The organism is Streptomyces sp. cg35 (assembly GCF_050410835.1).
In the GTDB taxonomy this organism is placed as follows: Bacteria; Actinomycetota; Actinomycetes; order Streptomycetales; family Streptomycetaceae; genus Streptomyces.
Window position 1 is genome coordinate 7,555,546 of sequence record NZ_CP191268.1, and the last position, 18,815, is coordinate 7,574,360.

The window sequence follows — 18,815 nt, forward strand, 5'->3', positions numbered from 1 at the left end:
CCTCCGTACGTCACACTGACCGGGACACGACGAATTCGACGGTGCACCCGAAGGTCATGACGGAGGTCGCGGTGGCGGGCACGGCACTCGTACTCGGTGGCGGCGGGCTCGCCGGCATCGGCTGGATCTCCGGGATCCTGCACGGACTCGCACGGGCCGGCGTCGACCTGAGCGACGCCGACACTGTGATCGGCACGTCCGCGGGCGCGATCGTCGGCGCGCAGCTCACCTCCGGAAAACTGACCACGGCAGCCCTGTACGAACGTCAATTGGCCCCACCTACAGGGGAGTTGACCGGCTCGTTCGGCGTGAGCGCGACCTTCCGCTACGCGCGCGCCGCGCTGTCCTCGCGCACCGTCGAGGCCTACGGGCGCAAGCTCGGGCGCATGGCCCTGGCCGCCCGGACCCCCGACGAGGCGACCCGGCGCTCCGTGATCGCGGGCCGCCTCCTGTCGCACGACTGGCCGCCCCGCCGCCTGCTCGTCACCGCGGTCCAGGCGAGCACCGGTGAGTTCCGCGTCTTCGACGGGAGCTGCGGCGTCGGCCTCGTCGACGCCGTCGCGGCGAGCTGCGCCGTGCCCGGCGTCTGGCCCCCGGTCACCATCGAGGCCGCACGCTGGATCGACGGCGGGACGCGTTCCCCCGCCAACGCCCAGCTGGCCGAGGGCCACGAACGGGTCGTCGTCATCGCGCCCATAGCGGCCGGCGGGGGCGTCCTGCACGCGGCCCGCACCCAGGCCGCCCGGCTCGCCGCGGCCGGCGCCCACGTCACCCTCGTCACCCCGGACCGCGCCGCCCGCCGCGCCTTCGGCACCAACAGCCTCGACCCGGCGTGCCGCGCACCGGCCGCCCGCGCGGGCCTCGCGCAGGCCGCCGCGCACGCCGAGGAGGCGCGGCGCACCTGGGGGAGCGGCTGACGCGGCACGGACCCCCGGCGGCCCCGGCACAATGGGGCACGTGAACGCACCCGACCCCGAGCCGATCCCCGTCACCCGTGCCGTCGACCACGGCACCGCGAAACTGCTGCCCGACGTGGACCGCGACCGGGCCTGGCTGCTCACCGTCGACGGAGCGCCGCAGTCCTACGTCGACCTCGACGAACCGGCGCACCTGGAGTTCGAGTACGCGCGCCGCCTCGGGCACGTCCTCGACTGCGCGGCGCCGGACGGGCGGCCGCTCGACGTGCTGCACCTCGGCGGCGGCGCGCTCACCCTGCCCCGGTACGTCGCCGCGACCCGGCCCGGGTCCCGGCAGCACGTCGTGGAGGCGGACCGGGCGCTGCTCGCCCTGGTCGCCGAGCACCTTCCGCTGCCGCCCGGCGCGGACATCGCCGTGCACGGCGCCGACGCCCGGCAGTGGCTGGAGACGGTGCCGGACGGCTCCGTGGACGTGCTCGTGGCCGATGTGTTCGGCGGCTCGCGGGTGCCCGCGCATCTGACGACGCAGGCGTACGCGCAGGAGGCGGCCCGGGTGCTGCGGCCGGGCGGCAGCTACGCGGCGAACCTCGCGGACGGGGCGCCGTTCACGTTCCTGCGCTCCCAACTGGCCACGTTCTCGGCCGCGTTCGCGCAGGTCGCCCTGATCGCGGAGCCGTCGGTGCTGCGCGGCCGGCGGTTCGGCAACGCCGTGCTCGTCGCCTCGGACACCGAGCCGGACGTGGCGGAGCTGGCCCGGCGCACCGCCCGGGACGCGTTCCCGGCGCGGGTCGAGCACGGGGACGGGCTGCGCCGCTTCGTCGGCGACGCCCGGCCCGTCGCCGACGCGGACGCGGTGCCCTCCCCGGAGCCGCCGGGCGGCTCGTTCAGCGTCGGCTGAGCTGCCGGTCGTGGGCGCGACGGAGCAGCAGCAGCGAGACACTCGCCCCGATCAGCGCGCAGAACATGTCCCACTGGGTGTCCCAGACATCGCCCTGGGTCGCGAGGAAGTCATCGGCCGCGTGTCCGCCGATCACCGCGGCGGCCCACTCGAACAGCTCGAAGACCGCGCTGAAGGCGAGGCACGCGCACACGGTCAGGGGCGCCAGCCAGCGGCTGCCGCGCAGCGGTGACGTCCGGCTGAGCAGCTCCCGCACCAGGACGGCCGGGACGAAGCCCTGCATCAGATGCCCGAACCGGTCGTAGGGATTGCGGTCGAGCCCGAACCAGTCCCGTACCCAGTCGCCCGGCGGGACCTGCGCGTACGTGTAGTGGCCGCCCAGCATGAGCACGAACGCGTGGGCCGCGAGCAGGCAGTACAGCACAGGCGTGAGGGGGAAACGCCGCCGGGTCAGCACGAGCAGCGGCAGCCCGACCATGACCCAGACCGTCTCCAGGAACCAGGTCGTCGTGTCGTGCGCGTGCCATGCGGAGAGCGCGAGGCCCGCCACGACGGCCACGAGGAGCACGGCCGGCAGGGACACGCGGGGCGTGCGCCGCCCGGACACCGGGGGACGCGCGGGCAGGGCGAGGACGGGCTCGGGCACGGCAGGGCTCCTTGGTCGGGTCCCGCCATCATGGGCGGGCCCCGGTGGTGCCCGTATGGGTACGGCTACTCAGCCGGGGTCCGCCCGAGTACGGGAGTCTCCGCCACGGGACTCGGCGCGGGTACCGGCTCCGGCGACGCCATGACCTCGACCGTCTCCCTGCGGCGCAGATTGCGGACGTCCGGCACGAACAGGACCGCCGACGTGGCCAGTACGACCAGGGCCGCGCAGCCCCACAGCGACGGGGTCCGGCCGAACGCCGACTCCGCGGGACCGGCGAGCGCCGTCGCCAGGGGCACCATCGCCACGGACCCGAACCAGTCGTAGGCCGAGACGCGGGAGAGCTTCTCCTCGGGGATCTCCTGGTGCAGCGCGGTGATCCAGGAGACGCCGAAGATCTCGATCGTGACGCCGCTGACGAACATCACGGCGACCAGGACACCGATCGGCACCGGGACCGCCAGCGCGGCCGACGGCAGGGCCAGCGAGAACACCGACAGCGTCGCGGCGAACAGCAGCCGCCGCGGTTTCCACCGCATCATGAGCAGACCGCCGAGGATCGTGCCGACGCCGAACGCGCCGAGCGCCAGGCCCCAGGGCCCGGCCCCGCCCAGCTCGTCGCGCGCCACCAGCGGCCCGAACACCGACTCGGCGGCGCCCACCACGGCGACGACCACCGAGAACTGGGCGACGATCGTCCACAGCCAGGGCCGGCCGATGAACTCCCGCCAGCCGTCGCGCATGTCGGCGAGCAGTCCGCTGCCCGGCACGCGCGGCGCGATGTGGCTCACGTCGAGGAACATGCGCAGCGCGCCGGCCGCCGCGAACGCCGCCGCGTCGACCGCGAGCACCCAGCCGGGCCCGATGGCCGCGACCATCGCGCCGCCGAGCGCGGCCCCGCCCACCGCGGCGCCGGACATGCCCATCCGGAACATCGCGAACGCGCGGCTCGCCTGCTCGCCGGTGACCGAGGCCATCAGCATGCCCTCGGCCGCCGGGTTGAAGAAGGCCTGACCGGTGCCGCCGAGCGCGCTGAGCGCCATCATCTGCCACAGCTTCGGCTCGCCCTGCAGGACGAGCAGCGCGAAGGCGCCCTGCGAGAGGAAGTTGAGGGCGTTGGCCGCGACCATCACATGATGGCGCGGCAGCCGGTCTGCGACCGCGCCGCCGACCAGCAGGAAGATCACCAGGAACAGCGTGCGGGCCGCGGCCACCAGCCCCACGTCGCCGCCGTCACCGCCCGCGTCGAGCACGGCGAACGCGGACGCGATGAGCGCGCCGTGCGCGCCCAGCGTCGTGATGAACGCCGCGACGGCCAGCAGGGTGTAGTTGCGTCCGGCCCAGGCGGGACGACGGCGCGGGCGGGACGGCGGGGAGGCGGCGGCTGAGGTCACTGAGGGACTATCCGCCGCCGCACGCCCGTTTGCCAAACCGTTTCCTCGGTCACCGGCCGGAGCGGCACGGGCCGACCGGTCGGGACCGGCCGGTCAGGACGCGGTCGGGTCCTTGTAGAAGCGGACCGAGTCGAGGATCTTGTCGATCGTCGCGTCGTCCAGTTCGCCCTTGACGCCCTTCGCGCCCCACAGGTCCCAGGACACGTAGTCCCCGACCTCGTTCTGGAAGGCGAAGACGACCGCCTTGCCCTCGCTGTCGCACTTGCCCTTCTGCGGCGTGTTCTCCGACGTCGCCTTGATCAGGCTGCCCGAGACGCCCTGGGCGTTGGTGAACTCCTTGGGCTTGCCGACCTTCACCGACTTGATGTCCGGCTCGGTGTACCCGCCGTAGATCCACCACGGCACGCGGTTCTCGGCGGCCTGCGCCGCGGTCTTGGCACCGTCCTCGCCACGGGTGCCGACACCGGCGAGTGAGGTGTCCTCCTTGTTGCCGTCCTTGTCGGAGTCGTCGGAGCACCACTTGGACTTGTACTCGGCAGGAGCGGACACAGTCGTCATGCTGTGCTCCTTCTTGCCCTTCTTGTCCTTGTAGTCGTACTCGAACCCGATGATCTGGTCGGATCCGCCCGGGCTGACCTCCCAGTCCGGCGGCACGTCGAACACCGTCTTGTGCTTGGCGTTCACCACCGGCTGCCAGCCCGCGACGACCGGCTTGACGGCGCTGTCGCCGCCGCGCGGATTGGCACCCGCCGACGCGGACGGGCTCGGCTTCTCGCTCGCGGACTGCGAGGCGGCGGGCTTCTTGTCCCCGCCCTTCGCGTCGTCGTCCTTGTCACCGCCGAGCACCAGAACTCCGGTCACCCCGGCCGCGACGACGACGGCCGCCGCCGCGACGATCGCGACGATCTTCGTGCGCTTGTCCCCGCCGCCCTTGTTCGGCGGCTGCGGCGGGCCCATCGGCGTCGTCGGCGCGTTCCACCCCGGCTGCTGCTGATAGGGGTTGGGCTGCTGGTACCCCTGCTGCTGATAGGGGTTCGGCTGCTGATAACCCGGCTGCTGGTACGGGTTCGGCGTCGGTGGGTTGCTGGGGTAGTTGGGGTTGTTCGGGTCCTGCGGGTTCTGCTCGCCCCCGGGCGGCTGCTGTCCTGGCCACATGGCCGTAAACGATAGAGGGTCGTGGGGCCTGCGGGATCCCTGCCCTGTACCGGACGTGCAACGGTTCCGCTGCGCACACGAGGATGGCCAAGCTTGCTACTCATGGGTAACATTCGCGCCATGAGCGCAGACCAGATGTCGATCGGCGAGATGCTCGCCGCCACGGTGCCGATGGCCCGCACCCTGAACCTCGAGTTCCTCGAGACCACGCCCGAGAAGGCGGTCGTGGCGCTGCCGGACCAGGCGGACTACCACAACCACGTCGGCGGACCGCACGCCGGCGCGATGTTCACCCTTGGTGAGTCCGCGAGCGGCGCCATCGTCCTCGCCGCCTTCGGGGACCAGCTCTCGCGGGCCGTGCCGCTGGCCGTCAACGCCGAGATCGCGTACAAGAAGCTGGCCATGGGCCGGGTCACCGCCACGGCGACGCTCGGCCGCCCGGCCGCCGACGTGGTCGCTGAGCTGGACGCCGGCGAGCGCCCCGAGTTCCCGGTGGCCATCGCGATCCGGCGCGAGGACGGCGCGGTGACCGGCGAGATGACCGTCGTCTGGACCCTGCGCCCCAACAGCTGACCATTTGAGCTGCGACGGAGGGTCTCAAGTCCCGCCCTCCCTGAGCGCCAGGGAGGGCTCAGGGAGATCCGTTCAGATTCGCGTCGAACCAGGCGTCCATGGCCTCACGCCCCCGACCATCCGCCTCCGGCATCATGTGCGCGTAGATCTTCAACGTGATCGACGGGTCCGCGTGGCCCAGCCACTGCGACACGGCCACCACGGACTCGCGCGCATCGAGCTGGATTGAGGCGAAGGTGTGCCGGAGGGCGTGGAAGCCGTTCTCGGGCGATGCCGCGTACTTGATGTTGCCGCTTGCCCTTCGAGCCTTGTCGGCCTCCGTGCGCTCCCGCTTGGGCGGCTCAGGGATGAAGCCGGCCGCCACCAGGGCGCGCTTCCAAGGGCCCTCGTTGAACACGGACCGCCGCATGGCGCCCTGCCGACGCTCACCAGTGACCAGTAGCTGATGCGTCTGTGGGCGACGCTCAGCCGCCTGCTTCTCGTTCTCCGGAGGCGCCGGATTCACCCATGGAAGCGTCGCCGTGACAGGCGGGAAGGTTGCTGTATGGGCGGCGATCTGCTCGGCCAGCCGCTTCGGCAGAGGCACCCTCCGGGTCTTGCCGCCCTTCGGCGGCGCGAAGACCAGGCGGTTACGGACCACGCGCACCTGGCGGTTCACGTGGATGACATCCTCGCCGATGTCGTCGATGGACAGCCCCAGCACCTCGCCTTGGCGTAGGCCAGCGCCGATACCGAGGTCGACCATTACGCGCAGGTGCGCATCGAGTCCGGAGCGCACTGCCGCGACCTGCGCCCCGGTCCATGCCCGCGCCTTGCGCTCAGGCTTGGACGGAGGCTTGAGCGTCTTCGCGTGGCAGGGATTCCGAGGGATCTTCTCGTCGTCGACTGCCGACTGGAGAATCGCGGAGAGCGTGCCCCACGTTTCGATGACCGTGGACGCGCTGTACTGGTCGTTGAGGTCTGCCAGGTACCGGCGCAGCTGCGGGGCCTTGATGGTGTTGAGCGGCTGAGACCCCAGGAAGGCGACGATGCGATTGTTGATCCGGGATTCCATCGTCTGCAGGGTGGCAGGGTCGCCGGTCCTTGTGGGCCAGTATTCCGTGGCGACGTAGCTGGCCAGAGTCATGCTGCCGTCACGGTGGTCGACGAACTCGCCGCGGAGCATGTCCGCCTGGGTCTTCGACTTCCAGGTCTCAGCGTCCGCCTTACGCTCGAAGGAGCGCTTGCGTACACCGGGGATGCCGCACACCCGGTATCGCTTGCACTTCCCCCACAGATCGGTTCTGACGCGGGGCGCCTTCTTGGTCTCCGGGTCGACGGGACCGGTCTTCGTCCAGCGATCTTCGATATATCCAGGCACTGTCGACTCCGGGGATCTCAGGCCTGTCGCATGGGCTCCGCCGAGTTGTCTATGATCTCGCCGGCGAACATCTGGAACCAGTGCCCGCGGGACAAGAACTTGACGATGGCCGGGTTCATCGCGGCGGCGAACTCGTCGACTGCCAGGGCAGGGTCGATGAAGATGCAGACCAGCCCCTTACGCTCCTCAATGAAGACGCACTCGTCCTCGCGGCGCTGCAGATAGCAGACAACACGAAGCGACCGGAGTGGTGTGTCCTTGCTGACGATCTCGTCGCCCCACAACTGGTACCAGAACGACGAGGTCAGCAACTGGGCCAGCTCTACGTTCAGTTGGCGCACGACGACCGGCAAAGGTTGATCTTTGTCGAGGCTTACTCGCACCGTTCCGCGGTCTTCCTCGATCTTCGCGAGTCTTCCCTGTTCCATCGCGACGGCTTCGTATGTGACGTCAAGCATGACCCCTCCTGCGGCACAACGGTGCACCTGAGCCGGAGCGGCCAGAAATGCACGGTTGGTGCAGAATACGGGTAGGGGGAGGCGTCGACAATCAGTTGAGGAAATGTCTACTTGCGGACATTCGCGATCAGTTGGCGATCGCGGCCACGGTCTGTGCTACTGCTCCGACTCGCGGCGTGCGCGCTCTTCCGCCTCGATCATGTAGCGCCACTTCACCAGCTCCGCCTTCGACTTGCCTGCCAGATGTCCGACGATGATGCGAACTTCCTCGTCGTATCCCGCGAGTTCGGTGGCCTCGTACAGGAGCCACTGCTTGGCGACGGCCGCCTGGATCCGCTCGAACGGCTTCCCGAGGGAGGCGGCGATGGCGCTCATCATGTGCGGAGTGGGCGGATTGGCCGGCGGGTTCTTCACGATCCGCTGCAGGTAGGGCTTGGAGACGGTCTCGCCGCTGTCGGGGTCGATGGCGCGGTCGGCGAGCCGCTGGTAGGAGTCGCCCTTGTCGAGTGCTTCTTGGATGAGCTGGGACAGTGCGCCGGGTGTGGGTGCCGACTGTTCGGCCGCACCGGCGTTGCCTGCCGTTGCCGGGCCAGTCATGTCGTCGTCCTCTCGCGTCACTTTTGCACCGACTGTCTCTATCCGCGGTTGTTGGCGCCGGAAAAGTAGCAGGTCAATCCCTACAACCTTCCCTTGCCGGAGACGGATCGTCTACGGATGCATGCTAACCAGCCAGGAACTTTGCCGATAGCCGACACTCGGTCGTCCAGATTGGTAGACGATTCGTCTCTGTCATGCTTAACTCGTCTCATCAAGGCCGCTCCGCACCACGGGGGAACAGTTGAGTCGTCGCTACACGCTTCGAAGTGCCCAGATCTTCAAATGGATCATGAAACACCCAGGTCGGGGCGCTCCCTACGGGTACGACAGCCTGGCGGAAGCTAGTGGATGCGGATCCGGCCTGATCGAAAAGCTCGCCACCGGCAGGCAGAAGTCCGCCGACATGACAGACGCCCACGCCCTCGTGGAGGCCCTCGGGGTTGCCCTGCTGGTCCTCTTCGCACCCAAAGCGTCTCCAGAACTGGACGATACGTCTCCCTCTGATCCCCCCACCGACAAGGAGTAACCATGCACAACAGGAAGGGACCCAAGCAGCAGGCGCCTGACGGATGCCTCTGGATCGAAGACGCCGCCGCCTACATCGGCGTCACCCTCGCCACGCTGCGGAAGTGGCGCGTCGAGGCCAAAGGTCCAGGGCGCAAGGGCTTCCCGATCGGGCGGTACATCGCATACCGCATCGCCGACCTCGACGCCTACCTCGAAGCCCAATACCAGGGCGCTATTGCGATCAACGCCGAGCGCGAGGGCGAATCCCGCCCGGCTGAACCCTGCCGCCCCGCCCGCGCCGCCGCCTGAGAGCGGCAAACGGCCCCACTACCGGGCTTCCACACACCGGCAGCAGGGCCTTGTGAGGCCGCCGTCAGCGACCTCGACGCACCACCCCACCCGAAACACGAAACGAAAGGGGCAGCACGTGCAGCCTCAATCCTCTCAGACCACATCCGCGAACCCCGCGCAGGACGCCCTCCAGCAGGCCCTCGTCGGCGCCTGCTGCCCCGAGAGCGAGGCCAGCGCCCTCATCGAGGCGTTCCGCGTCGAGGTGATGACGAAGGCCGGGACGTCGCTGAGTGAACTCGGCTACGGGAGCGCGGGCGGCCTGCTCGTCGACACCGCGCAGGTCATCCTGCACGGCATCACCGACGGGGCCACCTCGTGACCGCCCGCCTGTCGCCGCAGCGCGAAACCGAGATCCGCGAGCGCGCCGAAGCCGCAACCCCCGGACCGTGGGGTCTGTACGAGTACGGGCACGGCGGGAGCCTCATCGAGGTCGCCGCCGATCTGAAGGAAACCGGGACCGGCTACACGGCCCGCCGCGGCGTCGCCCGATTCGACGAAGAGCCCCTCGACAACGACCCGGCCCACACCGACTGGACGGCTGAGGAGGACTGGGCCCAGGTCCACGCTGACGCCGAGTTCACCGCCCACGCCCGCGAAGACGTGCCCGCGCTCCTCGCCGAGTTGGCTGCGGTCCGCGCCGAACGCGACGAGGCGCGCACCGAACTGGCGAAGTACGAGCCGCTGAACCCGCAGCAGTGCCGTGAGGGCAAGCATGCGGACTGGCTCGTCGACTCGGAGTTCACGCACGCCTGCCCCTGGTGCCAGATCGAGGACCTCAAGGTCAAGGCTGAGCGTGATCTCGACGAGGTCATGAAGGAGCGCGACGAGTACCACGAGGTCGCCGACAAGCTGGCCGATGCGGTCGCCCCGATCGAGGTCATCGGTGAGCACTCGTCGATGAACGATCCGTGGGCCAACGCGCTCGACCTCATCACCCCCAAGGCCGAGGTCGACCGCCTGCAGGGCGAGTTGGAGAAGGTCGCCGAACACGTCGCGAAGCGCGCCGAGTACGTCACCGCGATCAATAACTGCCACCCCAACAACAGGCACGACTACTGGCGCTGGCAGGGCCACGCCGAGTCCCGGCGGCAGCTTGCGCAGCAGCTCGGACTCCCCGTCGCCTGGCCCGCCAAGTCCGAGGAGGCGGCCCGATGACCGCCAACATCGCCGCCCTGGACACGCCGCTCGCCGAGGTCGAGGCCAGCGTCCGCTTGCTGACGCTCACCGCCGCGGAGAAGCGCACGCACTCCCCGTCGGACCTGCTCGCCTACCGCCTCGACGAGTACCTCGTCACGCACCCCGACGCCCCGGTCTCCACCGCAGCCGACTACCCGAACTGGACGCCCGGAGGTGCAGCGTGATGCTCATCGACATGGCTGGCGCGGTCGCCGCGCTCCAGCAGCTGCTCGCCCACCACCCGCTGGTCCCGGCCGGCCGTATCGAGATCGGCCGCGAGCAGATCACGGTCCGACTCCACGGCGGCTTCGGTGACTTCGAGTACTGGCGTGAGGCTCTCGGCGTCGACCACAACGACGTGTGCCTCAACGACTACCTCGGCGGCACAAACCTTCGCGCTGTCACCCGGGTCAACGACATCACCGTCGTCCTCATCGGCTTCAGCGACACCCTCCCCAAGGCGCAGGCGGAGGTGAAGGCGGCATGAGCGTCCTGCTTGAGCACCTGCCGGTCCGCCCCCGCAAGTCGTCGGCTGCGCGTCGCCGCCGGAACGTGAACCGTCTCGCTGCGAGCATCCATGCGATCGTCCCGGGCGCCGTCACGGTCCTCCTCACGCCGGTGTGGACGGATGCGGCCGGCCCGATGGATCGCATCTACGTCGTCACCGCCCGGGACGTCAGCAGCAAGCAGCACCTGCGCATCCCGCACGGCGGCTCCCGCCAGCTGGCGGCACTCATACAGGGCGCTTTCCCCACCGCGGACTGGAACCGGCCGCAGACGTGGCACCTGGACACGAACAGCCTCACCACGTGGGGGCAGGCGTCCCGGGCGTTCCGGGAGACCGCGGATGCCGGATACGTCGAATCCCTCGACGCGTACAGCGCGCGGGTCGGAGGCCGGTCGTGAGCGACACCGAGCTCGGTTCGAACCTGATCCTCCACGGCAACACCCGCGACGAGGTCCGGGCCGCCGAACGCATGATCCGCCGCCAGGTCGCCCGCGAACACCCCGGCCTCACCGCCGAACAGCTCGCCCAGGACCCGCACATCGTGCAGGGCCTCAACGAACTCCTCGAAGCCGTTCTCGGACCCAAGCCCCGGAGGAAGCAGTGAGCCTGACCGGCCTGATTCCCGGCCGTAACCGCGGCAAGCACGACCCGGACACGGTGATTCGCAAGCTGCGCGACGAGAACGCGAAGCTCCTCAACCGGCAGGCTGCCGCCGACGACTTCTTCGCGATCCTCTTCGACGACGTCACCACGACGAACGCCGCCTTGAAGAACGAGAAGGAACACCGTCAGCAGGCCGAGCAGGGCCTCGTCGAAGCCTGGGAGCGGATCGCCCAGCTCGAATCCGAGAAGCAGCAGTTGCTCGATGAGCTCGCCCCGCACCGTGCCGCCGAGGCCAACGCCAACGCGATCGACGTGCCGCCCGCCGAGCGCGACACCAGCGCCATGGAGGACCAGGCCACCGCACCCATCGACGTCCGGTCGCTGCGCGAGGCCGCCGACCTCGGACTCCTCGGGCCCGTCGTGCGGGTGTCGGACTCCGGCGCCAGCGCCGACCCGGCCGCCACCCAGCCGATCCCGCGCATCACCGCCGCCTGACTACCGCCGCCCGCCGGAAGACACCGGCCGGCAGGGCGGCGGGCCAAGAGAAAGCCCCGAGCGCTAGAGACGCCCGGGGATACGACCAGCATCCCACAGGGAGATCCCGTGACCACGATCAACGCCCACAAGCTGCAGCGGCTGATCACGCAAACCCGCCCCCACGTCAGCCCCGACGACACCCTGCCCGCGATCAACGGCATCCGCCTTGAATGCGACGGCGTCCATCTGCACGTCCTCGCCACCGACCGGTACACGTTCGCCGCCGCCCGCACCAAGGTCCGCGAGGAAGACGCGTGGGTCACCACCATCCGAGAGAGCGACCTCAACTGGCTGACCGCCTGGCTGGACACCCAGGAGGGCGACACCATCTTGGTCCTCACGCCCGGGGACAACGGGCTGACCATCACTGACGACCGTGGCGACCTCGTCATCCCGGCCAAGGACCACACCTTCCCCAAGTGGCAGGGGCTCTTCCGCGACGCCCTGGAGGACGCTTCCGCCGCTGGAGGCATGGTGTCCGCCGACACGAAGATGCTCGCCCGCTGGAAGGACGCCGACACCTACCTCCGTGTCTGGCACACCGAGCCCGAGAAGGCCCTGCTCCTCGTCGGCGACGACTTCCTCGGCCTCCAGATGCCCGCCCGCTACAGCGGAGACGTCAAGGAAAAGGCCACCGCCCTCAACCTGTGGGCCGGAAGCCTCGGCGACAGCGGCACGGCCGCGGTTCCGGCGCCGCTGCCCGAGCCCGGCGCCGTTGCTGCGCTGGCAGAGAACATACTCCGCCACACCCTGCGCTCCACCTCGGAGATGTTCGGCGCCGACATGGACACCGAGTCGGGCGCTGCCGCCTTCAACGCCTGGGTCCACTCCGGCATCTACGCCTGGTCCGCCTACCGCCTGCTGGAAGCGCTCAAGAAGGCCGACCCGGACCTCGCCGAGGCGACCGTCCGCGAGCTCAACGAGCAGCTGGAGTCCGGCGAGATCGGTGAGTGGGCGTGGGACGCAGCCGAGCAGGCCGGCCACGACCCGCAGAAGTGGCAGGACGACTACGAGGCCGAGCCCGCCGCCTGACCCACGCCACAACCGAAGACCCGCCGCGGGCCTCCCCTCCATCCCCGCGGCGCCCCAGGGGCCAGGTCCCCGCACCCCCCCCGGTCGGGGACCTGGCCTCTCCTCTCGCACACCTTCACGGAGACCTCATGAGCACCACGAACCCCAGCATTCCGGCAGATACCGCCGCTCACGTCCTCAGTCACTTCGGCCGCGGCGGCTACCCGGCCGGCGACTGGACCGAGTCCCTGATCACCCTCATCGACCGCGCCGACATGACCAACCGGGCCAAGCTCGTCACCGCCTTCCCCGAGGTCGGCGCCGCGGTGCTCCTCGCCAAGTACGACGAGGAAGGCATCGCCACCCTCCAGCGGATCGCCGGACTCCAGGTGGCCCCGCTTACCTGCAGCTCCAGCAACTGCTGGAACGCGGTCGGCCCGTTCGACCCGAAGACGGGCCGTTGCGAGGACTGCATCGAGGCCGCCGCATGACCGCCGCCGTCGAGGTCGAGGCGCCCGCCATCGTTGACGGGCTCCCGGCAGAGGACTACCACGCGGACCGCACGTCGATCTCCTCGTCCGGCCTGCGCGCCCTCCTCAAGCCCGGCTGCCCTGCGCAGTTCAAGTACGACCGCGAGAACCGGCAGGCCCCAAAGCGGGAGTTCGACCTCGGTAATGCCGCGCACACGCTCGCACTGGGGGAGGGCCACGACCTCGTCGTCCTCGACTACCCGGATTACAGGACGGGCGCCGCGCAGGCAGCGAAGCGTGAGGCCTACGCCGCGGGCAAGGTACCGCTTCTGCCGAAGGAGATGGCTCAGGTCAAGGTGATGGCCGCCGCAGTCCGCAACCACCCGGACGCCGGCCCGCTCCTGACGATGAACGGTGTCGCAGAGCAGTCGATCTACTGGACCGACGCGGCGACCGGCGTGCGCTGCCGGGTCCGCCCCGACTGGCTGGTGCAACACCCTCAGGTCACGTTGATCGTCGACCTGAAGACCGTCGCGGACGCCAGCCCGGACGCGTGCAGCAAGTCGATCGAGTCCTACGCCTACCACCAGCAGGGCGCCCTCTACATCGACGGCGTCCAGGCCGCGGGTCTCGCTCCCGAGGGCGCCCGCTTCATCTGGATCTTCGTGTCCAAGAAGGCCCCGCACCTCGTCACCGTCCGCGAACTCGCCGACCAGGACCAGGACATCGGCCGCGCCCGCAACGAACGCGCCCTCCGCATCTACCGCGAATGCGAGACCACGGACACCTGGCCCGACTGGACCGGACCCGTCCCCACCATCCCCCAGCTCAGCCTTCCGACCTGGGCCGCCATCCGACAGTTCGAGGAGTACATCGGTGAGTAACGAGATCGCCACCCGCGACGAGCAGCAGGCCGTCGCCGTACAGCAGGAGGCCAACCAGCTTCCCGCGCCGACCGAGAACACCACCGCCCTCATGGCGTGGGCCCAAGAGGCCGACCTCGCCTACCAGATGGCGCAGAAGCTCGCCAACACGTCCTTCGTCCCCGCCACCCTGCGCGGCAAGCCCGGCGACATCACTGCGGCGATCCTCGCCGGCGCCGAGCTCGGGCTGAAGCCGATGGCAACGCTGAAGTCGATCGACGTCATCCAGGGCACCCCGGCTCTCCGGGCGCACGCCATGCGGGCCGTCGTCCAGAAGCAGGGCCACCAGATCGAACTCGTCGAGTCCACGCCCGAGCGGTGCGTCATGCGAGGCCGCCGCAAGGACTCCGACACCTGGCAGACCGTCGAGTGGACCACCGCTCGCGCCAGTCAGCTCGGCCTCCTCGGCAAGTCCGAGTGGAAGAAGCAGCCGCAGACCATGCTCGTCGCCCGCGCCACCGGCGAACTCTGCCGCCTGATCGCCTCCGACGCCCTGCACGGCATGCCCTACGTCGCCGAGGAACTGGGCGGCACCGCGCACGCCGAAGTCGTCACCGCGAAGGCCCCGCTGTCCGTCGCCGCGCTCTCCGCACCCGCCCAGCCCGAGGCCGCCGCCGACACCGGCTACAGCGTGCAGGTCGGCAACGGCGACTGGGACCACGACGCCGACGACTCCACCGACTGGCCGCCCACCCCCGAGCAGTAGCCCGCACGCCACGGGCCGCCCCGCGGGAATCGGGGCGGCCCACCCCAAGCACACCACACCCAGGAGATGCCTGTCATGACCGGACCCGAGCACTACCGCCAAGCGGAACGACACCTCAGTGGAGCGTCCCACACCAACGGACGCGGCGGACATCCCGTCGACCCGGTCGGCGCTGCTCACCACCTGGCCATGGCCCAGGTGCACGCCACCCTCGCGCTCGCCGCAGCGACCGCCCTCTCGAACCCTGACCGCGGGTCCGCCACCGCGCACGTCAACGCCGACAGTGCGGCTTGGCGAGAGGCGGCAGGCGTGCCCTCGAAGAACTCCGAGCCGGCCGGGAACGTCTGGTGACCGCCCCCGTCCCGGTCGAGGGCCGTTGCGACCGCTGCAAGCAGCCGCGGCCCGTCTTCGCCCGCAAGCCCGACCACGACTGCATCGACGCCCTCGGCCGCGTCGACCTTATCGAAGCCGCCCGGTTGATCGCCGAGATCGAGGACCAGGGCGACCGCTGGTGCACCCGCCGCATCGAGGGCCGGCCGCCCATCCGGCTCTGCATCCGCTGCCACGACATCGACGCCGCAGAAGAAGCCGCACACGTGAAGGAGCACCAGCTGTGACCCACATCCAGCCTGCCTTCGACGGCACCGAGCTCACCGCATCCGCCCCCGCCAAGTCCCGCCGCACCGTCGACGACTACGAGGCCTGGGTCGACGAGGTGTGGAACGCATTCGTCGACGCCGCCGACACCGGCCTCCCGTTCACGATCAGTGGGGTCGCCGCCGACAAGAACCTCCCCGACCCGCCCAAGCCCCAGTACCAGTGGGGCCACCTGCCCGAGCGGCTCCTCAACGCCGGCATCATCCGCGCCCACTCCGTCGCCTCCAGCCGGCGCGGCACCGTCAACGGCAGCCTCGTCCGCGAATGGATCGGCGTCCCCGCCCACCAGCGCGAGCTCGTCGCCCGACACCGGGCCGAGGCCCGCCGGGAGCGCATCGCCCGCCGCGTCGAGGCACGGAAGGCGGCCGCCGCATGAAGACCGACCTCCTCGCCGCGATCGACACCTACGCCACCGGCATGCAGATCGCCATGTGGGCCGGATCCGCCGTGTTCTTCGCCGCGCACCTCGCCCTCGCCTGGCTCGTCATCGCCACCGGCCGCAACGCGTGGGCCGCTGTCCGCCGCGCCTACCGCTCCTTCGCCGCCGCCCGCCAGCTCTGCCGCGACGTCGAGAACGAACACCGGATTCCCGCCCCCGCATTCACCGACACCCGGAAGGAGACGCAGTCGTGACCACCAGCAATGACAGGACGCCGCCGCACGGAACGCCGGCCCGATACCGCGGGACCCGCAACGGAAGCCGACCGCCGTGCCACTGCCGGCCCTGCGTCGACTCCCACACGAAGGCGTGCGCCGAGCGACTCCTCGCCAACTCGAGCGGACGCTCCCTGAGGGTTCCCGCCGGGCCGGTGGCCGAGCACATCACCGCGCTCCTCGGCCGCGGCATGAGCCGCGTGCAGATCAGCATCGCGGCCGGTGTCTCCAAGGCCACCGTTACCAACATCGCAGCCGGGAAGAACGAGAAGATCAACCGGCCTGTCGCCGAGAAGATCCTCGCCGTCCAGCCGCAGATCGTGCGCGCCACCGACCGCGTCCCCTTCATCGGCACCCAGCGCCGCATCCAGGCGCTGTACGCGATCGGCCACGGCCCCGCCTCCGTCTCCCTGGCCACCGGCGTCTCGGCCTACAACCTGTGGGCCATCGCCGCCGGTGAGCGCGGCGCCGTCACGGCCGCCACCTACCGCGCCATCCGGGCCGCTTACCGACAACTGATCTGCACCCCCGGTCACAGCGCCAGGGCGCGCAAAGCCGCAGCCCGCAACGGGTGGCTGCCGCCAGCCGCCTGGGGCGACATCGACAACCCCAACTGCAAGCCGGACCCGACCGTCATCGGGGTCAACTTCCTGGAGCGCGCTGCGATCCGCCGCGAGGAGATCATCCACCTCGCCTGGTGCGGCCACCAGCCCGAGCAGATCCTCGACCGCCTCAACGGCGAAGTCTCCATCTCCACCGTCCGGCAGATCGTCCAGGAGTGGCGCACTGGTGTGAAGCGGCAGCGGCCCGAGCGGGTCCGGCCCGAGCGGCAGAAGCAGGTGGCCGCATGATCTTCACCGGCCTGTTCGCCGGCCCCGGCGGCATGGAAGTCTCCGGCCCCGCACTCAGCATCACGACGATCGGCATCGAGAACGACGCCAACACCGTCGCCACCCGCATCGCCGCCGGACTGCCCACCATCCACGGCGACGTCACCCAGTACGGGCCCGCCACCCTGCCCGCCGACGGACTCGCCGGCGGCCCGCCCTGCCAGACCTACAGCGGCGCCGGCGACGGCAGCGGCAGGCGGCAACTCGCCGCGGTCATCGAGGCCGTGAAGCAGACCGCGGCCCGCGCCACGGTCGACACTGCGGCGTTCGACGACCACCGCACGCCGCTCGTTCTCGAACCGCTCCGGTGGGCGATCGAAGCCATAGACCTCGGCTGGCCCTACAAGGCGATCGTCCTGGAGCAGGTGCCCGCGGTCCTCCCCGTCTGGGAGGCAGTCGGCGACATGCTCCGCCTGGAGGGCTACAGCGTCGCCACCGGGATCCTGCGCACCGAGCAGTACGGGGTGCCGCAGACCCGGAAGCGAGCCGTGCTCATCGCCAGGCTCGACGGGGAGGCGCGGCTGCCCGAGCCGACCCACCGGGTGTACCGGAAGGGCGTGCCGCAGCACGAGGGCGACCCGAGCCTGAAGCCGTGGGTGTCCATGGGTGACGTCCTCCCGCACCGCGGCCCGTTCACCGTCATCAGCAACTACGGGACCGGCGGGGATCCGAAGAACCGCGGGCGGCGCACCAGCGACGAGCCGGCGTTCACCGTCACCGGGAAGATCTCGCGGCTCCGGCTCGTCGACGCCGACGGGAACGAGCTCGAGCGGCTCACGGCGGGGGAGGCCGGGCGGCTCCAGGGATTCCCCGGCGACTGGCCGTGGAGAGGCGGCGACATAGCCCAGCAGATCGGCAATGCCTGCCCGGTGCAGTTGGCTGCGGACCTGATCAAGGCGGCGACCCAGTGACCGCCGACAGCTACCTCGTCCTCCGCTGCGACGGCGACGACTGCCACGCCGAAACCCACTGGCCTGTCCGCTTCGAGCCCCACACCCACCGCGAACTGCGGCGACTGGTCAAGCAGCGAGACGGCTGGCGGTTCACCCGCGACGGCCGCGACCTCTGCCCCGAGCACGCGTGACCCGCCGGCCGCGTACCGGCCGCGACTAGCCGACACCCCACCCGAACCGCCAGGAATGAGAGAACCCCATGGGCTACGAGCTCCGCCGCTGGTTCGAGGACCGGCTGCCCCGATTGGAGGCAGCCGCATGATGCCCGAACTGCCAGAGGAACTGCTGCTGTCGGTCGAGTCGACGCTGCAGCACATCCGCCTGATCCAGGAGAAGGAGCAGCGCCTCGCCGAGGCACGCAAAAGGGCCCTCGCGCAGGTCCTGCACCGGATCGGATCCGACTACCGCACCGGCCGGATCACGCAGCACCAACTGTGCACCGCACTGGTGGCCATCAAGGGCCTGGAGATGTCAGGCCGCATGACCGCTTGGGACGACATTGTCGGCGTCTCCTGGAAGCGCCTGAGCCAGATGGCCAAGCAACTCCCGAACGGCCCCGAAGGCAGCTGGGTGGGGGAGTACCCCATACCCCTCGACGCACCCCGCCCGATCTACGGCGTACCCGTCGTCTACGTGCTGTTCGACGAGGCCAACGAGCCCGTCTATGTCGGCTCGACCGACAAGTTCAGCCCGCGGATGACCGCCCACGAGAAGAGCGGCAAGCACTTCGCCCGCTGGCAGGCGCATCCCTGCGACGACCGCGAGCACGCCTACCGGCTCGAAGACCGGCTGCTCAAGCAGCACAAGCCGCGCCTGAACCGCAGAGCTAGCCGCTAGCCGGCACCGACTCCCCACCCGTACTGCCAGAGAG

General features: G+C 70.2%; 29 protein-coding genes. 23 read left to right on the forward strand and 6 right to left on the reverse strand.

Features of this window, described 5'->3' with window-relative positions:
* Positions 1-56: 56 nt before the first annotated feature.
* Entirely contained in the window at positions 57-917 is an 861-nt protein-coding gene (locus ACQUQD_RS34620; protein WP_428956126.1) for a patatin-like phospholipase family protein, read from the forward strand.
* Positions 918-948: 31 nt separating this feature from the next.
* Positions 949-1,815: a spermidine synthase gene (locus ACQUQD_RS34625; protein ID WP_428956127.1), complete on the forward strand. Its 867-nt coding sequence runs from the start codon at positions 949-951 to the stop codon at positions 1,813-1,815.
* Here ACQUQD_RS34625 and ACQUQD_RS34630 read toward each other — a convergent pair.
* The 3 genes from ACQUQD_RS34630 to ACQUQD_RS34640 all read right to left on the reverse strand — a co-directional run bounded on the left by ACQUQD_RS34630 (position 1,802) and on the right by ACQUQD_RS34640 (position 5,010).
* Positions 1,802-2,461 (reverse strand): DUF2238 domain-containing protein, encoded by a 660-nt coding sequence (locus ACQUQD_RS34630; protein ID WP_428956128.1) that lies wholly within the window; start codon positions 2,459-2,461, stop codon positions 1,802-1,804. The two genes, ACQUQD_RS34625 and ACQUQD_RS34630, sit on opposite strands and share 14 nt — an antisense overlap.
* 65 nt (positions 2,462-2,526) lie before the next feature.
* The gene (locus ACQUQD_RS34635) at positions 2,527-3,855 is read right to left on the reverse strand and encodes an MFS transporter (RefSeq protein ID WP_428956129.1); all 1,329 of its coding nucleotides are present in this window, start codon (positions 3,853-3,855) and stop codon (positions 2,527-2,529) included.
* 93 nt (positions 3,856-3,948) lie between these two features.
* On the reverse strand, positions 3,949-5,010 hold the full coding sequence (locus tag ACQUQD_RS34640) for a hypothetical protein (RefSeq protein WP_428956130.1): 1,062 nt from the start codon (positions 5,008-5,010) through the stop codon (positions 3,949-3,951).
* A gap of 120 nt (positions 5,011-5,130) precedes the next feature.
* On the opposite strand from ACQUQD_RS34640, the gene ACQUQD_RS34645 reads away from it, so the two are divergent.
* The gene (locus ACQUQD_RS34645) at positions 5,131-5,583 is read left to right on the forward strand and encodes a DUF4442 domain-containing protein (RefSeq protein WP_428956131.1); all 453 of its coding nucleotides are present in this window, start codon (positions 5,131-5,133) and stop codon (positions 5,581-5,583) included.
* Positions 5,584-5,641: 58 nt separating this feature from the next.
* On the opposite strand, the gene ACQUQD_RS34650 is transcribed toward ACQUQD_RS34645, so the two are convergent.
* From ACQUQD_RS34650 to ACQUQD_RS34660, 3 genes are all read right to left on the reverse strand, one after another.
* On the reverse strand, positions 5,642-6,943 hold the full coding sequence (locus ACQUQD_RS34650; RefSeq protein ID WP_428956132.1) for a tyrosine-type recombinase/integrase: 1,302 nt from the start codon (positions 6,941-6,943) through the stop codon (positions 5,642-5,644).
* A 17-nt stretch (positions 6,944-6,960) separates the two neighbouring features.
* Complete coding sequence (locus tag ACQUQD_RS34655; protein ID WP_428956133.1) at positions 6,961-7,401, reverse strand: hypothetical protein; 441 nt, start codon at positions 7,399-7,401, stop codon at positions 6,961-6,963.
* 156 nt (positions 7,402-7,557) lie between these two features.
* On the reverse strand, positions 7,558-7,998 hold the full coding sequence (locus tag ACQUQD_RS34660; protein WP_428956134.1) for a hypothetical protein: 441 nt from the start codon (positions 7,996-7,998) through the stop codon (positions 7,558-7,560).
* Positions 7,999-8,526: 528 nt separating this feature from the next.
* On the opposite strand from ACQUQD_RS34660, the gene ACQUQD_RS34665 reads away from it, so the two are divergent.
* The 20 genes from ACQUQD_RS34665 to ACQUQD_RS34760 all read left to right on the forward strand — a co-directional run bounded on the left by ACQUQD_RS34665 (position 8,527) and on the right by ACQUQD_RS34760 (position 18,781).
* The gene (locus ACQUQD_RS34665) at positions 8,527-8,814 is read left to right on the forward strand and encodes a helix-turn-helix domain-containing protein (RefSeq protein ID WP_428956135.1); all 288 of its coding nucleotides are present in this window, start codon (positions 8,527-8,529) and stop codon (positions 8,812-8,814) included.
* A gap of 118 nt (positions 8,815-8,932) precedes the next feature.
* Positions 8,933-9,175, forward strand: coding sequence for a hypothetical protein (locus tag ACQUQD_RS34670; protein WP_428956136.1), 243 nt, complete (start codon positions 8,933-8,935; stop codon positions 9,173-9,175).
* Positions 9,172-10,011 (forward strand): hypothetical protein, encoded by an 840-nt coding sequence (locus tag ACQUQD_RS34675; RefSeq protein ID WP_428956137.1) that lies wholly within the window; start codon positions 9,172-9,174, stop codon positions 10,009-10,011. The genes ACQUQD_RS34670 and ACQUQD_RS34675 overlap by 4 nt, the downstream gene beginning before the upstream one ends.
* Positions 10,008-10,217: a hypothetical protein gene (locus ACQUQD_RS34680; protein ID WP_428956138.1), complete on the forward strand. Its 210-nt coding sequence runs from the start codon at positions 10,008-10,010 to the stop codon at positions 10,215-10,217. Before ACQUQD_RS34675 ends, ACQUQD_RS34680 begins: the two co-directional genes overlap by 4 nt.
* Before the next feature lie 11 nt (positions 10,218-10,228).
* Complete coding sequence (locus ACQUQD_RS34685) at positions 10,229-10,519, forward strand: hypothetical protein (RefSeq protein WP_428956139.1); 291 nt, start codon at positions 10,229-10,231, stop codon at positions 10,517-10,519.
* Positions 10,516-10,938 carry a hypothetical protein gene (locus ACQUQD_RS34690; RefSeq protein ID WP_428956140.1) on the forward strand — a complete coding sequence of 141 codons (423 nt, stop codon included), beginning with the start codon at positions 10,516-10,518 and terminating at the stop codon, positions 10,936-10,938. Before ACQUQD_RS34685 ends, ACQUQD_RS34690 begins: the two co-directional genes overlap by 4 nt.
* Positions 10,935-11,144, forward strand: coding sequence for a hypothetical protein (locus tag ACQUQD_RS34695; RefSeq protein WP_428956141.1), 210 nt, complete (start codon positions 10,935-10,937; stop codon positions 11,142-11,144). Before ACQUQD_RS34690 ends, ACQUQD_RS34695 begins: the two co-directional genes overlap by 4 nt.
* A complete protein-coding gene (locus tag ACQUQD_RS34700) occupies positions 11,141-11,638 on the forward strand; it encodes a hypothetical protein (RefSeq protein WP_428956142.1) in 498 nt (165 codons plus the stop codon). Before ACQUQD_RS34695 ends, ACQUQD_RS34700 begins: the two co-directional genes overlap by 4 nt.
* Positions 11,639-11,746: 108 nt before the next feature.
* A complete protein-coding gene (locus ACQUQD_RS34705; protein ID WP_428956143.1) occupies positions 11,747-12,712 on the forward strand; it encodes a hypothetical protein in 966 nt (321 codons plus the stop codon).
* 128 nt (positions 12,713-12,840) lie between these two features.
* Positions 12,841-13,182 carry a hypothetical protein gene (locus ACQUQD_RS34710; protein WP_428956144.1) on the forward strand — a complete coding sequence of 114 codons (342 nt, stop codon included), beginning with the start codon at positions 12,841-12,843 and terminating at the stop codon, positions 13,180-13,182.
* Positions 13,179-14,045: a PD-(D/E)XK nuclease-like domain-containing protein gene (locus ACQUQD_RS34715; RefSeq protein WP_428956145.1), complete on the forward strand. Its 867-nt coding sequence runs from the start codon at positions 13,179-13,181 to the stop codon at positions 14,043-14,045. Before ACQUQD_RS34710 ends, ACQUQD_RS34715 begins: the two co-directional genes overlap by 4 nt.
* Positions 14,038-14,790: a hypothetical protein gene (locus ACQUQD_RS34720; protein ID WP_428956146.1), complete on the forward strand. Its 753-nt coding sequence runs from the start codon at positions 14,038-14,040 to the stop codon at positions 14,788-14,790. The genes ACQUQD_RS34715 and ACQUQD_RS34720 overlap by 8 nt, the downstream gene beginning before the upstream one ends.
* Positions 14,791-14,865: 75 nt before the next feature.
* A complete protein-coding gene (locus tag ACQUQD_RS34725; RefSeq protein WP_428956147.1) occupies positions 14,866-15,141 on the forward strand; it encodes a hypothetical protein in 276 nt (91 codons plus the stop codon).
* Complete coding sequence (locus tag ACQUQD_RS34730) at positions 15,138-15,407, forward strand: hypothetical protein (protein ID WP_428956148.1); 270 nt, start codon at positions 15,138-15,140, stop codon at positions 15,405-15,407. Before ACQUQD_RS34725 ends, ACQUQD_RS34730 begins: the two co-directional genes overlap by 4 nt.
* Entirely contained in the window at positions 15,404-15,823 is a 420-nt protein-coding gene (locus tag ACQUQD_RS34735) for a hypothetical protein (protein WP_428956149.1), read from the forward strand. The genes ACQUQD_RS34730 and ACQUQD_RS34735 overlap by 4 nt, the downstream gene beginning before the upstream one ends.
* Positions 15,820-16,080 (forward strand): hypothetical protein, encoded by a 261-nt coding sequence (locus ACQUQD_RS34740; RefSeq protein ID WP_428956150.1) that lies wholly within the window; start codon positions 15,820-15,822, stop codon positions 16,078-16,080. The genes ACQUQD_RS34735 and ACQUQD_RS34740 overlap by 4 nt, the downstream gene beginning before the upstream one ends.
* The gene (locus ACQUQD_RS34745) at positions 16,077-16,952 is read left to right on the forward strand and encodes a helix-turn-helix domain-containing protein (RefSeq protein ID WP_428956151.1); all 876 of its coding nucleotides are present in this window, start codon (positions 16,077-16,079) and stop codon (positions 16,950-16,952) included. The genes ACQUQD_RS34740 and ACQUQD_RS34745 overlap by 4 nt, the downstream gene beginning before the upstream one ends.
* Entirely contained in the window at positions 16,949-17,902 is a 954-nt protein-coding gene (locus ACQUQD_RS34750) for a DNA cytosine methyltransferase (protein ID WP_428956152.1), read from the forward strand. The genes ACQUQD_RS34745 and ACQUQD_RS34750 overlap by 4 nt, the downstream gene beginning before the upstream one ends.
* Positions 17,899-18,075, forward strand: a complete 177-nt coding sequence (locus ACQUQD_RS34755) for a hypothetical protein (RefSeq protein WP_428956153.1) — start codon at positions 17,899-17,901, stop codon at positions 18,073-18,075. The genes ACQUQD_RS34750 and ACQUQD_RS34755 overlap by 4 nt, the downstream gene beginning before the upstream one ends.
* 127 nt (positions 18,076-18,202) lie before the next feature.
* A complete protein-coding gene (locus tag ACQUQD_RS34760; RefSeq protein ID WP_428956154.1) occupies positions 18,203-18,781 on the forward strand; it encodes a GIY-YIG nuclease family protein in 579 nt (192 codons plus the stop codon).
* Positions 18,782-18,815 lie beyond the last annotated feature (34 nt).